At 70.6% G+C, this 14,830-nt stretch carries 14 protein-coding genes; 6 read left to right on the top strand and 8 right to left on the bottom strand.

The features are described from left to right. Nucleotides 1-155: 155 nt before the first annotated feature. The 5 genes from NON19_RS10270 to NON19_RS10250 all read right to left on the bottom strand — a co-directional run bounded on the left by NON19_RS10270 (nucleotide 156) and on the right by NON19_RS10250 (nucleotide 4,159). Entirely contained in the window at nucleotides 156-905 is a 750-nt protein-coding gene (locus tag NON19_RS10270; protein ID WP_303653559.1) for an amino acid ABC transporter ATP-binding protein, read from the bottom strand. Then, a complete protein-coding gene (gene ehuD, locus NON19_RS10265) occupies nucleotides 895-1,548 on the bottom strand; it encodes an ectoine/hydroxyectoine ABC transporter permease subunit EhuD (RefSeq protein WP_255926558.1) in 654 nt (217 codons plus the stop codon). The genes NON19_RS10270 and ehuD overlap by 11 nt, the downstream gene beginning before the upstream one ends. Further along, complete coding sequence (gene ehuC, locus NON19_RS10260) at nucleotides 1,545-2,276, bottom strand: ectoine/hydroxyectoine ABC transporter permease subunit EhuC (RefSeq protein ID WP_255926556.1); 732 nt, start codon at nucleotides 2,274-2,276, stop codon at nucleotides 1,545-1,547. Before ehuC ends, ehuD begins: the two co-directional genes overlap by 4 nt. Next, complete coding sequence (ehuB, locus tag NON19_RS10255) at nucleotides 2,276-3,181, bottom strand: ectoine/hydroxyectoine ABC transporter substrate-binding protein EhuB (RefSeq protein ID WP_255926554.1); 906 nt, start codon at nucleotides 3,179-3,181, stop codon at nucleotides 2,276-2,278. The genes ehuC and ehuB overlap by 1 nt, the downstream gene beginning before the upstream one ends. 144 nt (nucleotides 3,182-3,325) lie before the next feature. Beyond that, nucleotides 3,326-4,159 (bottom strand): DsbA family protein, encoded by an 834-nt coding sequence (locus NON19_RS10250; RefSeq protein WP_255926552.1) that lies wholly within the window; start codon nucleotides 4,157-4,159, stop codon nucleotides 3,326-3,328. Nucleotides 4,160-4,306: 147 nt separating this feature from the next. Here NON19_RS10250 and NON19_RS10245 point away from each other — a divergent pair, with 147 nt between their 5' ends. Next, nucleotides 4,307-4,840, top strand: a complete 534-nt coding sequence (locus NON19_RS10245; RefSeq protein ID WP_372514066.1) for a DUF3830 family protein — start codon at nucleotides 4,307-4,309, stop codon at nucleotides 4,838-4,840. On the opposite strand, the gene NON19_RS10240 is transcribed toward NON19_RS10245, so the two are convergent. Continuing rightward, entirely contained in the window at nucleotides 4,821-6,200 is a 1,380-nt protein-coding gene (locus tag NON19_RS10240; RefSeq protein WP_255926550.1) for an amidase, read from the bottom strand. The two genes, NON19_RS10245 and NON19_RS10240, sit on opposite strands and share 20 nt — an antisense overlap. A 17-nt stretch (nucleotides 6,201-6,217) precedes the next feature. Further along, complete coding sequence (locus tag NON19_RS10235; RefSeq protein WP_255926548.1) at nucleotides 6,218-7,183, bottom strand: D-2-hydroxyacid dehydrogenase; 966 nt, start codon at nucleotides 7,181-7,183, stop codon at nucleotides 6,218-6,220. A gap of 150 nt (nucleotides 7,184-7,333) precedes the next feature. Here NON19_RS10235 and NON19_RS10230 point away from each other — a divergent pair, with 150 nt between their 5' ends. The 4 genes from NON19_RS10230 (at nucleotide 7,334) to NON19_RS10215 (ending at nucleotide 12,218) form a co-directional block, all read left to right on the top strand. Further along, complete coding sequence (locus NON19_RS10230) at nucleotides 7,334-8,230, top strand: maleate cis-trans isomerase family protein (RefSeq protein WP_255926546.1); 897 nt, start codon at nucleotides 7,334-7,336, stop codon at nucleotides 8,228-8,230. A 33-nt stretch (nucleotides 8,231-8,263) separates the two neighbouring features. After that, complete coding sequence (locus NON19_RS10225) at nucleotides 8,264-9,013, top strand: maleate cis-trans isomerase family protein (RefSeq protein ID WP_255926544.1); 750 nt, start codon at nucleotides 8,264-8,266, stop codon at nucleotides 9,011-9,013. Between the two features lie 136 nt (nucleotides 9,014-9,149). Then, nucleotides 9,150-10,259: an LLM class flavin-dependent oxidoreductase gene (locus tag NON19_RS10220; protein WP_255926542.1), complete on the top strand. Its 1,110-nt coding sequence runs from the start codon at nucleotides 9,150-9,152 to the stop codon at nucleotides 10,257-10,259. A gap of 204 nt (nucleotides 10,260-10,463) precedes the next feature. Then, the gene (locus NON19_RS10215) at nucleotides 10,464-12,218 is read left to right on the top strand and encodes a glycosyl hydrolase family 18 protein (protein WP_255926540.1); all 1,755 of its coding nucleotides are present in this window, start codon (nucleotides 10,464-10,466) and stop codon (nucleotides 12,216-12,218) included. A 154-nt stretch (nucleotides 12,219-12,372) separates the two neighbouring features. On the opposite strand, the gene NON19_RS10210 is transcribed toward NON19_RS10215, so the two are convergent. Further along, nucleotides 12,373-14,166, bottom strand: a complete 1,794-nt coding sequence (locus tag NON19_RS10210) for a putative bifunctional diguanylate cyclase/phosphodiesterase (RefSeq protein ID WP_255926538.1) — start codon at nucleotides 14,164-14,166, stop codon at nucleotides 12,373-12,375. A gap of 308 nt (nucleotides 14,167-14,474) precedes the next feature. On the opposite strand from NON19_RS10210, the gene NON19_RS10205 reads away from it, so the two are divergent. Next, the coding region (locus NON19_RS10205) for a hypothetical protein (RefSeq protein WP_255926536.1) at nucleotides 14,475-14,830 on the top strand (356 nt) is incomplete at its 3' end.

Raw genomic sequence — 14,830 nt, 5'->3', positions numbered from 1 at the left:
CCCTGGTTGCGCACTTCGATGAGGGTTCTCGCGGGTATATGCAGGCACGTATCACGTTGGCATATGCCTGAGTCAGGAACGATCCTGGTACGGTCCGTTGGATTATCCCGGGCACCTGATGGGCACCCATCGGATAACCGTGGTATTCGGCCAGTTCAGCGGACCGCGCTGAGGAATTCCCGGGTGCGTTCGTGTTCCGGCGCGCCGAAAATCCGCTCCGGTGGACCGGACTCAATCACCCGTCCCGCGTCAAACATCAGAACCCGGTCGGAGATGTCCCGTGCGAAGTTCATCTCGTGCGTCACACACAGCATGGTGATGTCCGTGCTGCGCGCGATGTCCCGCAGCACGTCCAGCACCCCGGCCACCAGCTCCGGGTCGAGCGCGGACGTGACCTCGTCCAACAGCAGCACCCGCGGCCGCATCGCCAGCGCACGCGCGATCGCCACCCGCTGCTGCTGCCCGCCGGACAACTGCGTCGGATAGGCGTCCAGCTTGTCACCGAGGCCCACCATCTCCAGCAGGCCCTTCGCGCGCTCCACGGCCTCATCCTTGCTCAGTCCGAGGACGTGCACCGGCGCTTCGGTGACATTCCGCAGCACCCGCATGTTGGGGAACAGGTTGAACTGCTGGAAGACCATGCCGATGCCCTTGCGCACCTCCTTGTCGAGCGGTCGCCCGCCGACCAGGATGCGCCCCTCGTCCGGGGTGAGCAGCGTCATCAGCAGCCGCAGGATGGTGGTCTTGCCGGAGCCGGACGGGCCGATCAGGGTGACGTGCTTGCCCTGCTCGACGCTGAAGTCCAGCCGGTCCAGGACGGTGGTGTCGCCGAAGCGCTTGGTGACCTGCTCGAAGCGGACCAACTCGGCGTCGGACGTGGTCTGGTGGGGGATCTCAGTTGCCAAGACGGCGCTCCAGGGCTCGCATCAGTAGGGACGTGGGGTACGCGATCAGCACGAACAGCAGGCCGACCACGGTGATCGGCTCGGTGTAGCGGAAGGACTCCGCGCCCGCCTCCTCGGCCTGCTTGAGCATGTCCAGCACGGTGATGGCGGCGAGCATCGGGGTGTCCTTGAACATCGCGATGACGTAGTTGCCGAGCGCCGGAACCACCCGGCGGATCGCCTGCGGCAGGATCACCGCGGTCCAGGTGCGGCGGCGCGGCAGGCTGAGCGCGGTCGCCGCCTCCCACTGCCCGGGCGGCACCCCGTCGATCCCGGCCCGGTACACCTCGGCGGTGTAGGTCGAGTAGTGCAGCCCGAGCCCGATCACCCCGGTGGTCAGCGGCGAGAAGGTGAGTCCGGTGGTGGGCAGCACGTAGAAGAGGAAGAACAACTGCACCAGCAGCGGGGTGTTGCGGACGAACTCCACCACCGCGCCCACCGGCCAGCGCACCCAGCGGGTCGGCGCGCGGAACGCCAGCGCCCACACCAGTCCCAGCGCGAAGGCCAGGACAGAACCCAGCGCGGTGGCCTCCAGGGTGACCAGCAGTCCGCGCAGCAGGTCGGGCAGTACGTGTCCGGTGTACGACCAGTCCCAGGTCCTCATCGCGAACCACCCCCGACCGTGCCCACTCCGGTGTCGACCGCTCCTGGCGGTACCCGTTTGGCGCTGGTCAGATCGGGTCGCGGCACCCGGCCGACCGAGGCCTTGGCGCGCCGTTCCAGCAGCCGCATGCCGCGGGTGATCACGAACGCGACCACGAAGTACATCGCCAGGATGATCCCGTACACCTCGGCGCTCTGCCCGGTCGCCAGCCGCACCAACTGGGCGCCGAAGGCGAGTTCACCGATGCCCAGGATCGAGGCGAGCGCGGTGCCCTTGAGCAGTTCGATCAGCAGGTTGCAGAACGGCGGCACCATCTCCGGAACCGCCTGCGGCAGGATCACCAGCCGCATCCGCTGCCACGGTGTGAAGCTCAACGCGATCGCCGCCTCCCGCTGCGCCACCGGAACCGCGCGGATCGCCCCGCGCACCACCTCTGAGCCGTACGCGCCGTAGGACAGCCCGAGCGCCAGCGTGCCCGCCCACAGCGCGGCCAACTGCCAGCCCAGCAGCGGCAGCGCGAAGAACAGCCAGAACATCAGCACCAGCGCGGAGGTGCCGCGGAAGAACTCGACGTAGGCACCGGCGACGAAGCGCACGATCCAGAACCGGGACAGCCGGGCGAGCCCCGCCGCGAAGGCGATGACACCCGCCAACGCGGCGCTGAACACGGTGAGTTGGACGGTGACCCACAGGCCCTTGAAGAGCAGTTCCCACAGTCCGGTGGTCATCAGCCGCACAACTCCCTCGCGGTGAGCGTGGTCGACTCGGTCTCGGTGAAGCCGAACGGCCGGATCAGCCGGAGGAGTTCACCGCTGTCACGCAGCCGGTGCAGCTGGGAATTGAACGCGTCGCGCAACCGGGTCTCGCCGGGCCTGAATCCATAACCGCCCGCGCCGTACTGCTTCTTGCCGCCGACCACCGGAATGAACGGCTCGGTCATCTCCACTTTCGGATGACTTCCGGTAGCCAGCAGATTGCGCAGCGTCAGACTGGTTCCGGCGAAGCAGTCCATACGACCGGCCTCGATTCCCTCCAGGCCGCTGAGCTGGTCGTTGTAGATGGCAATCTTGCCGCTGGGAACGCCGTAGCTTTTCGCGTACTGAATCTCGATGCCGCCGGTGGCCACTCCCATGGAGGCGCCTGTCCTGGCGATGTCCGCATAGGTGCGCAGCTTCTTCGGATTGCCCCTGGGGACGATCAGTGCTTCTTGCACCTGGTAGTCCGGGTCGGAGAAGAGCACCTGCGCGCAGCGGGTGGGGTTGATGAACATCCCGGCCGCGATGACGTCGAACTGGTTCGAGCGCAGCCCGGGGATGAGCGAACCGAAGTCGATGGGCACCGGCTGGGTGTGCGGCACCCCGAGTCTGGTGAAGATGGCCTTGGCGACGGTCGGTGCCTCGCCGGTCAGCCGGCCGTCGCGGTCGATGTACGCGAACGGGATCTCGCCCGCTATCCCCAGCCGCACGGTGCCCTGTTCGCGCAGCCGCTCCAGCAGGTTGCCGCCGTCGGTGGCGTCGGCGGTGGACACCCGGCTGCATCCGGTGGCCAGCGCGGTCAGGCCCAGGGCGCCGAGCAGGCCGCGTCTGGTGAGCCCGGGGGTGGTGGCGCGATGGGTGTGCTGTTGGTAACTCATGCTCCTCCAGGCGCGGTTGTGCCATCGCGCCCTGACGAGGTGGCGCGCGTCATGGCCGCGCGGCTACCCGGGCTCGCGGAGGGTATGAGCGCCGAAACCAACCCGTGACCGTGCGCCGGTCACGGGTTGGCCGGACGGCGGCGGTCAGCGCGCGCGTTCGACCTCGGCCGCGAAGTCCTTGGGGGACACCGGTCCGGTCTGGGTCAGCACGTTCAGCCGTGCGCCGCCCAGCAGTACCGACGGGGTGCCGCCGATCGGCTTGCCGTCGCGGCCCTTGGCGTTGTTGAAGGCCTTGCCGGTCTTCACCGCCCACGGGATGAACGTTCCCTCACGGACCTCGCGCTCGAACGCCGGGGTCTTCAGGCCCGGCACCTTCGCGGCCAGGTCCAGCAGGTAGTTGGTGTCGGCGAAGCGGTCGGTCGCCTCTTCGGGCTGGTTCTCGAAGAGCACCTTCTTGTACGCCAGGTACTTCGGCACTCCGCCCTGGTCGAGCGCGGCGCCGAGGGCGGCGAGCGCGGTCTTGGAGCCGTGCTCGTCCTCGGTGCGGTCCAGGAACGTGGCGGTGTGGTACTCGATGCGGTACTTGCCCTGGTCGGCGAGCGCGCGCACCTCGTCGCCGTCGGCCTGCTCGAACATCTTGCAGATCGGGCAGCGCGGGTCCTCGTAGACCGCCAGCACCCTGCCGTTGCGCGGATCGCCATACGGGACGGTGATGCCGTCGGCGGCCACGTTGCGCGGCGTCTTCAGCGGCTTCGCCGCGGCGTCGGCGGGGATTCGGGCCCAGTCGTCGTGCTCGTCGGAGCCGGAGGCCGAGCTGGCGAACACCACGCCCGCGGCGGCCGCGACCATCGCCGCGACGGCGACCGCGCCGATGCCGAGGCGGCGGCGCAGCTTGGACCGGCGCGCCTGACGCGCCCGCTCGGTCTTCAGCCGCTCACGTGCCGACTGCTTGTTCTGCCAACTGTTCCTGCTGCTCATGAAGGGGCGCTGCTCCTGCTGGTCGCTGTTGGTGAAGTGGTCTCCTTCGAACCTACCTGATAGCCATATAGGTCATAGTTCAACTACAACCATCACTTATCGGTCACCGAAGCGAGCTTTGGGGTCGCTCGTGCGGGGGAAGGCGGTGTGGAGGACACAGCGCTGGAGGTGGAGTTGGTGGAACCGGAACGGTTCGTCGAGGTCGGGCTCGCCAAGCGGGCGGTGGCCTGCCGGGTGCGGCTGTTGGACGACCGCGCGCCGCTGACCTGTGCCGCGGTCTGGGACGCGCTGCCGTTGGCGGGCGACGTGTACCACGCCAAGTACGCGCGCAACGAGATCTACACCCTGCTGCCCGCGTTCGCGGGCGGCGAACCACCGCTGGAGAACCCGACGATCACCCCGATCCCGGGTGACCTGATGTACTTCTCGTTCAGCGACACCCAACTGGGCACGGCGAGTCACGGCTACGGCAGTGCGACCGGGCACGCCGGGCTTTCCCAGGTCGTGGACCTGGCGCTGTTCTACGAGCGCAACAACCTACTGCTGAACGCCGACACCGGGTTCGTGCCCGGCACTGTGTGGGGCACGGTGGTGGACGGGCTGGACCGGATGGCCGCGGCGGCGCACGACCTGTGGCGGGGCGGGGCGCTGGGGGAGACGCTCACCTTCCGGCGGGCGTGAGCGCGTGCGCGGCGCGTAGCACCAGGGCGTCGGCGTGCCGGGCGGCCACCAACTGGGCGCCGATGGGCAGGCCTTGGGGATCGGTGCCGCAGGGCAGCGTGGCGGCCGGCTGCTGGGTCATGTTGAACGGGTAGGTGAACGGGGTCCAGCTCGTCCACCGGCGGCCGGGCGCGTCCGGCGGCGCCTCCAGACCCGCCTCGAAGGCGGTGCACGGCACGGTGGGGGTCAGCAGCAGGTCGTACGTGCGGTGGAAGCCCCCCATGGCGTGGCCGAGCGCCATCCGCACCTCGGTGGCGCGCACGTAGTCCAACGCGCTGTAGCGCGCGCCCTGTTCGGCGATCTGAGCCAGGCCCGGATCGAGCAACTCCCGCTGCGCCGGGTCGAGTCGCTCCACCAGCCGCGCCGCACCACTGAACCACAGCACATGGAACGCCTCCACCGGGTCGGTGAACGGCGGATGCGCCTCCTCCACCCGCGCCCCCAGCTCCGACAACCGGTCCGCCACCCGGCGCACCGCCGCCGCCACCGCGGGCGCCACCGACACCGCACCGCCCAGATCAGCGCTGTACGCGATGCGCAGCCCGGCCACCCCACCGTCCAACTCGTCTCGGAAACCGTCCGTTCGAGGAGGCAGCCCGGACCAGTCCCGCCAGTCAGGCGCGCTGATGACGTCCATCATCAACGCGGCGTCGGCCGCGTCGCGGGTCATCGGTCCCACATGCGCCAGCGTGCCGAACACGCTGGCCGGATACAGCGGCACCCGACCGTAGGTGGGTTTCAACCCGAACACGCCGCAGAAGGCGGCGGGAATCCGCACCGACCCGCCGCCGTCCGTGCCCAGGCTCAACGGCCCCGCGCCCAGGGCCACCGCCGCCGCGCTGCCGCCGCTGGAGCCGCCACAAGTGCGCCCGGAGTCATACGGGTTGCGGGACACGCCGTACAACGGGCCATCGGTGACGCCCTTCCAGCCGAACTCCGGGGTGGTCGTCTTGCCGATGAACACCGCGCCGTGCTCGCGCAGCCGGGCCACCGACGGCGCGTCCTGGTCCCACGGGCCACCCGCCGGGTCGACGGTGCGCGAACCGCGCAGCGTCGGCGCGCCGCGCAGCGGCAGCAGGTCCTTGACCGACGTCGGCACCCCGTCCACCAGCCCCAGGGGCTCCCCGCGCCCCCAGCGCTCCCTGGAGGCCCTGGCAGCCTCCAGCGCGCCCTCGGCGTCCACCCGGCAGAACGCGTTCACCGTGCCGTTGACCGCCTCGACGCGCTCCAGCACCGAGCGCACCGCCTCCACCGGAGAGAACGCGCCGGAGCGGTAGCCCGCGATGAGTTGACAGGCGGTCAGCTCGTACAGGTCGGTCATCGAAAGGGGCCTCCTGTTCAGGGCACGGGCACATAACCCAGCCGCTTGTCCACCACGTTGAGCAGTGGCTGCCCGCACGTCCAGCGGGCGAAGTTCTCCAGGAACTGCTCGGCGAGCTCATCGCGCCAGCCGAAGGTGTCCCCGCTCATATGCGGCGAGACCAGCAGACCCGGCACGTCCCACAACCGGTGGTCGTGGCCGAGCGGCTCGTCCTCGAAGACGTCCAGCACCGCACCGGCGATCCGCCGCCCCAGCAGCGCCTTGACCAGGTCGTCGGTGACCACCAGCGGGCCGCGGGCGACGTTGACGAAGTAGGCCGAACCCTTCATCCGCGCGAACGCCGCCGCGTCGAACATCCCCCGGGTCTCCTCGGTGAGCGGCGCCGCGCACACCACCCAGTCCGCCTCCGCCAGCGACGCGGCGAGTTCCGCGCGCCCCCGGATCCGGCCGAACTCCTGATCGTCCCGCCCGGTGCGGCCCACCAGCTCCCCCCGCACGCCCAGCGCCGCCAGGGTGCGGGCCACCGCCCGCCCGATGGGACCGGCGCCCACCACCACCGCACGGGATCCGGCCACCCGCATCGTCTCCCGGTGCCGCCACCGGCGCTGCCGTTGCAGCTCCCAGGTGCCGTGGAAGTCCTTGGCCAGGGCCAGCACCAGTCCGGTGACGTACTCGGCGATCGGCTGCTCGAAGACGCCACGGGCGTTGGTCAGCACGGTCGGCGCGGCGACCAGCGCGGGGAAGACCAGCCGGTCCACGCCCGCGCTCGCGGTGTGCACCCAGGCCGGCACCCGGCCTCGTTCCGGCCACGCCGTGCGCAGCGCGTCGAAGGTGAAGTCCCATACCAGCACCACGTCCGCGGTGGCCAGCTGCTCTCGCAGCCGTCGCGGATCGGCCCGCACCACACGGGTTCCGCCCGGCAGCCGGTCCAGCCGCCGGGGTGGTTCGTCACCGAGCACGAGTAGCGTGGAAATCCCGTCCACCCGCCCTTTCCGGTCCGCTGGCGTTCGTTGTCCGGTGGATGGATTGACCACGCTAAGAATCCGTATCTACCGTGTCAACAATCCACCTGTCCATACCACTTGTCGTCCTTGGCCCCTCATTCCGCCATGCGTCCGCAAAGGGGACCCTCGTTGGACATCGCCTTCCTCGGCGGGCCGTTGCCGCAGCGCGGTGTCGGTGTCGTAGCGCCGTTCGACTTCGCCCTCGACCGCGAGCTGTGGCGCTGGGTGCCGGACGAGGTGTCGCTGCACCTGACGCGCACGCCGTTCGTACCGGTCGAGGTCAGCCTCGACATGGCCCGGATCGTCAGCGAGCACGAGACGCTGCGGGAGGTGGTACGGGCGCTGCACGCGGTGCAGCCCGAGTCGCTGGCGTACGCGTGCACCTCCGGCAGCTTCGTCGGCGGGCTGGCGGGGGAGCGGGCGATGACCGCGGCGATGAGCCAGGCGTCGGGGGTGGCGCTGCCCGCGGTCACCACCTCGGGCGCGCTGCTGGCCGCGCTGGCCGAGATCGGTGCCCGGCGGGTCGCCGTGGTCACCCCGTACACCAGGTCGGTGACCGACTCCCTGGAGGCCTTTCTCCGCGAGGCCGGGATCGCGGTCACCGGGCGCGCCTACCTCGGGCTGACCCGGCGGATCTGGCAGGTGCCGTACCGCGATGTGGTGGACATGGCCCGCAGCGCGGTGGTGGGCGCCGCCGACGCGCTGTTCATCAGCTGCACCAACCTGCCGACGTACGACGTGATTCCGCAGTTGGAGGCGGAGCTGCGGCTGCCGGTGCTCTCCGCGAACCAGGTGACGATGTGGGAGGCGCTGCGCCGCATCGGCGCGGCGGCCGTCGGCCCGTACCAGGCGCTGCTGGACGCCTCGGCACGGGCCGGGACCGGACTGGTGGTGGGGCTGCCGGTGGAGCCGTTTCCGGCGGCCCCGGTGCTGCCCGAAGTCGCCCTGGCCGGACAGCCGTTCGTCGAGACGGAGGCGTACGACGCGCTTGAACCGCCGCCACCGGAGGATCCGCTCATCACCTGACGGGTACCGGCGACACCTCGGGAAAGGGGCCGTATGGCCGTTGGCTTTCTCTACCCAGGCCACTCCGCGGAGGACGACTATCCACGGCTGGAACGGCTGCTCGCCGCGTCCGGGCCACCGGTTCCGCTGCCGCTGGTGCACACCGACATCGGCGAGGACGCACACCGCGTCGACGCGCTCCTTGAGATGGGCTCGGCGCCCCGACTCGCCGACGGCGCACGGCAGTTGGCGGGCACCGGGGTGCGGGCCGTGGTCTGGGCGTGCACCTCGGCCAGCTTCGTCTTCGGCTGGGCGGGCGCGGGCGAACAGGTGCGGGAGCTGTCCCGGGTCGCGGGACTGCCCGCGTCCTCGACCTCCTTCGCCTTCGCCCACGCGGTACGGGCGCTGGGGGTGCGGCGGGTCGCGGTGGCGGCGACGTATCCACGGGAGGTGGCCGGGCGCTTCGCGGCGTTCCTCGCCGAGGCGGGGGCCGAGGTGGTGCGGGCCCGGTGCAGCGGCATCGTGACCGCCGCGGAGGTCGGCACCTGGGGGCGCGAGGAGGTGTTGCGGTTGGCCCGCGGTGGTGACCATCCGGACGCGGAGGCCGTGCTGCTGCCGGACACCGCGTTGCACACGGCCGCCTGGCTGGACGACCTTGAGGCCGCCGTCGGCAAGCCGGTACTCACCGCGAACCAGGTCACGGTGTGGGAGGGGTTGCGGCTGATCGGCGCGGATCGCCGCCGCTCGGGGTTGGGTGCGCTGTTCGCCGCCGCGGGAGGTGGGGACGCCACTGGGGCGCGGTGAGTGCGTTGGCCGCCGGTCCGCTCGGGGTGCTGGGCGCTCCCCGTCGCGGCGGGAGGGTGGACGCGGGAATAAACCGGAGCCACCATCCGGTTAGCAGCCCCCAGTGGACCGAAAGACGACTGGGAGGCGCGGCGTCGTGGCTGATGAGCGGCGGAACCGGGACGAGATTCGCGGGACGGTGCGGGGGACCGCGCCCGTGCCGTTGTCCGTGTTGGACCTGGCGACCGTCGGCAGCGGTCTGACCGCCACGGATGCGCTGCGCACCAGCGCGGCGCTCGCGCGGCTGGCCGAGGCCCGCGGGTTCCAGCGGTTCTGGGTCGCCGAGCACCACTCCATGCCCGGGGTCGCCAGCTCCTCCCCGGCCGTGATCCTGGCCAACATCGCCGCGCACACCGACAGCATCCGGCTGGGTTCCGGCGGCGTCATGCTGCCGAACCACGCGCCGCTGGTCATCGCCGAGCAGTTCGGCACCCTGGAGGCGCTGGCGCCCGGCCGGATCGACCTCGGGCTCGGCCGTGCGCCGGGCACCGACGGCGCCACGGCGGCGGCGCTGCGCCGTACCGACGCGCTGAACGAGGGCGCCGACGACTTCCCGCGCCAGCTCGCCGAGTTGATCCGCTTCCTGGACGACGACTTCCCCGACGGCCACCCGTACCGGCGGATCCACGCCGTACCGGGACCGGTGCAGGGCAGCGCGGCTGGCGGGGTGCAGTCGCCGCACCGGCCGCCGGTGTGGCTGCTCGGGTCCAGTGGCTTCAGCGCCCGGCTGGCGGGCGAGTTGGGGCTGCCGTTCGCCTTCGCGCACCACTTCTCGGCGCGGAACACGGTTCCGGCGCTGGAGCTGTACCGGGAGGCCTTCCGCCCGTCGGCGGTGCTCGACCGCCCGTACGCGCTGATCGGCGTGCAGGCCTTCGCCGCCGCGCAGGAGACGGAGGCCCGCCGCCAGGTGCTGACCGCCGGGCTGGCGATGTTGCGGCTGCGCACCGGCCGCCCTGGACTTGTGCCCAGTGCGGACGAGACGGAGGCGTATCCGTTCAGCCCGATGGAGCGGGACTTCATGGACTCCTGGCTGGCGAACGTCGAGTACGGCACGCCGGAGACGGTGCGCGAGCGGCTGAACGCCCTGCAGAAGCGCACCGGCGCCGACGAGTTGATGATCACGTCCAGCGTGCACAGCCCGGACGCCCGGCTGCGTTCGTTCGAACTGATCGCGGACGCCTACGAGTTGCCCGACGTGCGCGGCTGACGCATCCAGGCCCAACTGGTGGTCCAGGTCGGTGGGCGGTGTCCCACCGGCCTGGACCGCTTGCCGCTCGGAGATTGGTCTAGTCCAAGATTAGTCCAGACCATTGACGCGGACCTGACCGGTCGGTATCTCCATGAACAGCCGGTGAAATGCCGGGGGCGCTGCCCCCCACCCGGCCTCCACCCTGCTCAGGAGGTCCCCCACGTGCGCTTCTCCCGTAGCCCCAGCAGACCACTGACGGCCGCGCTGTCCGTGCTGGCCCTGGCCGCGGCCGGTCTCGGCGTCGCCGCGCAGGCCGACGCCTCATCGGCCCCCCGGCCCGCGGTTCACGCCGCACCCGCGTCCAACACCACCGGCGCGGCGGCCACCAGCGGTGGCCTGAAGGTCGCGTACTACGACCAGTGGTCGATCTACCAGAACGCCTTCTACCTCAAGAACGTCGACAGTGAGGGGATGGCGGGCAAACTCGACTACCTCCTCTACGACTTCGAGAACATCGACCCGACCAACCTCACCTGCTTCGAGACCACCAAGGCAACCGACCCCGATCCGGGCGGTGAGAACGACCCCAACGCCGGTGACGGCGCCGAGGACTCGTTCGCCGACTACCAGAAGTCCTTCGGCTCGGACATCAGCGTGGACGGCACCGCCGACACCTGGAACCAGCCGATCGCGGGCAACTTCCACCAGCTCCAGGAGCTCAAGGCGAAGAACCCGCACCTGAAGGTGCTGCTCTCACTGGGTGGTTGGACGTACTCCAAGTTCTTCTCCGACGCGGCGGCCACCGACGCATCCCGCAAGAAGCTCGTCTCGTCCTGCATCGACATGTTCATCAAGGGCAACCTGCCCTCGCAGGGCGGCTACGGCGGTCCCGGCACCGCCAAGGGCATCTTCGACGGCTTCGACATCGACTGGGAGTACCCGGGCGGCGGCGGTCACCTCGGCAACCACTCCAGCAGCGCCGACAAGCAGGACTACACCGCGCTGCTCGCCGAGTTCCGCTCGGAGCTGGACGCCCAGGGCCAGGCCGACGGCAGGAGCTACGCGCTGTCCGCCGCGCTCCCCGCGGGCCAGGACAAGATCTCCAACGTGGAGACCGACAAGATCGGCCAGTACCTGACCTTCGGCGACGTCATGACGTACGACATGCACGGCGCCTGGGACGCCACCGGACCGACGAACCACGCCGCGCCGCTCTACGACAACCCCAACGACCCCAGCAAGCCCGTCGCCCCCGGCACCGGGAAGTACTCCGACGACGCCGCGATCAAGGCCTACACCGCGGGCGACACGCAGTACGGCATCCCCGGCGGCTTCCCGGCGGCCAAGCTCAACCTCGGGGTGCCGTTCTACTACCGGGGCTGGACCGGCGTGCCGGCGGGCAGTGACCACGGTCTCTTCCAGAGCGCGACCGGACCGGCCGACGGCTCCGCGGACTCCGGGAACGTACCCGGCATCAGGATGTACAAGGAGCTGACCGGGGTCGTCGACAACCCCGGCGACACCTTCTGGGACCCGGCGGCGCAGGCGGCCTACTTCTACGACGGCAACAACTTCTGGTCCGGCGAGGACGCCCAGTCCCTCCAGGCCAAGGCCGACTACCTGCACTGCAACGGGCTCGGCGGCACCATGATGTTCTCGCTCTACGACCTGGACCAGAGCGCCTCGCTGTTCAACGACACCGTCAACGACACCAACGGCTCGGCGGCGTCTTGCAGTTCGAGCCCCAGCCCCACCCCGACGCCCACTCCGACCCCGACACCCACCCCGACGCCGACCCCCACCCCGACCTCGCCGGGCACCTGCACCGCCGCGCCCTGGGACAAGTCCGCGATCTACACCGCGGGCAACACCGTCTCGTACGGCGGGCACACCTGGAAGGCCAAGTGGTGGACACAGGGCGAACAGCCCGGCACCACCGGCCAGTGGGGCGTCTGGCAGGACCTCGGCGCCTGCTGAGGAGACACCTCCGGTGCGGTCCGCCGCCCTTGGCCCGAGGGGGCTGACGCGCGTAACAAGATTCCCCCGCGATGGCGAGCAACCACGACGTGCCGGACCGGCGGTGCCAAACCCACCGCGACCCCCCAAGACGTCTTGGCGGGCGTTGAGCAGCTCAACGCCCGCCCAGCATCGCGGTGATGCGCTCCGCCGCGACCGGGCGGGAGTAGAACCACCCCTGCCCGGTGTCGCATCCGATCCGCCGCAGCCGCTCGGCCTGTTCCGCGTTCTCCACGCACTCCGCGGTGACGGTCAGGCCGAGCCGGTGCGCCAGGTCGACCAGCGCCACCACGATCGTCTCGTCCGCCGGATTCGGGTGCTCGGGCGAACGGAAGCCCCGCACGAACGAACCGTCCAACTTCAGTGCGGCGACCGGGAGTCGGCTCAGATACGCCAGGTTCGAATAGCCGGTGCCGAAGTCGTCGATGGCGATCCGCACGCCCATCTCGCTCAGCGCGTGCAACGTCTGCAACGGCTGTCCCGCCGAGCCCATCACCGCCGACTCGGTCAGCTCCAACTGCAGCAGTTCCGGGGGCAGTCCGGTCTCGTGCAGGATCTCCGCCACATCGGTCACCAGGTCGGAGTCCCACACCTGACGCACCGCCACGTTGACACTGACGAACAGCGGTTCGTCCGGGTGGTCCTTCTGCCAGGCCCGGGCCCGTCGGCAGGACTCGACGAGCACCCAGTGGCCGAGTTGGACGATCGAGCCGTTCTCCTCCGCAAGGCCGATGAAGCGATTCGGCGCCAACCTGCCGAACTGCGGGTGCTCCCAGCGCACCAGCGCCTCCACCCCGCGCAGCGTCCCGCCGGACAGCGCGACCAGCGGCTGGTACTCCAGCACGAACTCCCCGCGCTCCACCGCCTGTCGCAGCGTGCTCGACAGTGACTGGCGGGTCATCCGGTGGGCGTTGCGCTCGGGGTCGAACAGCGTCCAGCGCGCCTTGCCGTCCGCCTTGGCCCAGTACAGCGTGGTGTCGGCGGCCTGCATCAGACAGGTCGGCGAGGTGCCCGCGGCGGGCCGCTCGACCACGCCGATGCTCGCGGAGACCGCCAGCCGGTGCCCCTCAAGGTCGAACGGCCTTTGCAGCGCGGCCAATACGCTGTCGGCGAGCGCCACCAACTGCTCGGTGTCCTGTGAGTCCTCCACCAGCAGGGCGAACTCGTCACCGCCGAGCCGGGCGGCGAGATGGCCGCCCTCGGCGACACAGGCGAGCAGCCGGGTGGCGACCGCGGCCAGCAGCCGGTCGCCGATGGCGTGCCCCAGCGTGTCGTTGACCGCCTTGAAGCCGTCCAGGTCGAGGTAGCAGATGCCCACCCGGCCGCTGTTCGGAGAGCGCAGCGCGGCCGACAGCCGCTCGAAGAACAGCGCGCGGTTGGGCAGCCGGGTCACCGGGTCGTGCATCTGCAAGTGCCGCAGCCTGGCCGCCAGTTCACGCTGCTCGGTCACGTCCTCCACGGACACCAGCGCGCCCGCGGACCGCGCGTCCTGGTCGCGTTGGCTCAGCGACTCGACGGTGACCTCAGCCCACATCCCTTGGCCGTCACGGCTTTTGAGGCGACAGGTCCTGCGCAGTCGGCCCCGGGCGCCGCGCAGCACGTCCTGGTAGGCGTCCTGGGCTCGTTCGTCGCCGCCCAGTCCGACGAGTTCGGCGGCCCGGCGGTCGGCCAGCCGGGCCGGGTCGGCGCCGAGCAGCGAGCCCAGCGCCGGGTTGGCCGCCAGCAGTCGGCCGTCGCGGTCGACCAACGCCATGGCGGTCCGCGCGGCGTTGAAAGCGGCGTGATAGTCGCGGAGCTCCGCGGCGGCGCTTCCAGGGATCGGATTGTCACACTCCGTGACGTCTCTGGAGCACTCCGCGGGCTCGCTTTCCGGGCTGACCAAAGGTCCGCCTTCAGCTTGCTCCCGCATCGCAGTCGTCTCGCACAGGTAGTCGGGGAGGTGTGGAGGGAACCACCGGAAGCGGTTCCTATGCTGGAAATGTGGCGATCATAGAGGTTCGTAGCGGGCCTGAGCCACTGTCACGGTGGTGATTCTTGGCACGTGAAATGGGGGCGGGAAGCGGAGTGACCGTTCCTTCGATATCGATGTACCCCTCCGTGCCGGATGCTGCACCCAATTGATCGAACGGGATCATCGATTACAGAGCGTAGTTATCTGAGCCTGCCTCAATTGGCTCAGTAGAACAGGGCGTACCCCCGCAAACCATCCCAGGCTGGATGGGTAAGCGAGGGTGGCCCGACTCCTTCCGGGCCGGATCCGTCCGGGAGGCGGTGTGCGAGATCGCCTACGGCGCGTTCGGAACCGCCTCCAGCCCCGTACGCACGCCGGGACGAGCCGTCGCGCGCCCGGCGTATCGGCTTTGCCGGATACGCCGGTTGTGCGAGGGGCGCGCCGCTCCGCGGGTGTGGGGCGTGCGGTGCGCGCGGGTGCGGGGGGCGCCGGTGCGGGGCGGGGTGGCGCGGGGCGCGCGGGTGTGGGGCGCACCGGTGTGGGGCGAGGTGTGGCGGGTGCGGCGGGCGCGGGTGCGGCGGGCGCGGTGCGCGTGGGTGCGGCGCGGGGGTCCGTGTGGGGC

Source organism: Streptantibioticus rubrisoli, assembly GCF_024436055.1.
Classification (GTDB): Bacteria; Actinomycetota; Actinomycetes; order Streptomycetales; family Streptomycetaceae; genus Streptantibioticus_A; species Streptantibioticus_A rubrisoli.
Note: the sequence above shows the minus strand (reverse complement) of the source record. Positions and strands in the feature narration are given on the sequence as shown.

Coding starts and splice junctions, on each gene's coding strand:
- NON19_RS10250 (WP_255926552.1), bottom strand. CDS start 4,159: ATGAGCAGCAGGAACAGTTGGCAGAACAAGCAGTCGGCACGTGAGCGG.
- NON19_RS10225 (WP_255926544.1), top strand. CDS start 8,264: ATGGCCGTTGGCTTTCTCTACCCAGGCCACTCCGCGGAGGACGACTAT.
- NON19_RS10240 (WP_255926550.1), bottom strand. CDS start 6,200: ATGACCGACCTGTACGAGCTGACCGCCTGTCAACTCATCGCGGGCTAC.
- NON19_RS10210 (WP_255926538.1), bottom strand. CDS start 14,166: ATGCGGGAGCAAGCTGAAGGCGGACCTTTGGTCAGCCCGGAAAGCGAG.
- ehuB (WP_255926554.1), bottom strand. CDS start 3,181: ATGAGTTACCAACAGCACACCCATCGCGCCACCACCCCCGGGCTCACC.
- ehuD (WP_255926558.1), bottom strand. CDS start 1,548: ATGAGGACCTGGGACTGGTCGTACACCGGACACGTACTGCCCGACCTG.
- ehuC (WP_255926556.1), bottom strand. CDS start 2,276: ATGACCACCGGACTGTGGGAACTGCTCTTCAAGGGCCTGTGGGTCACC.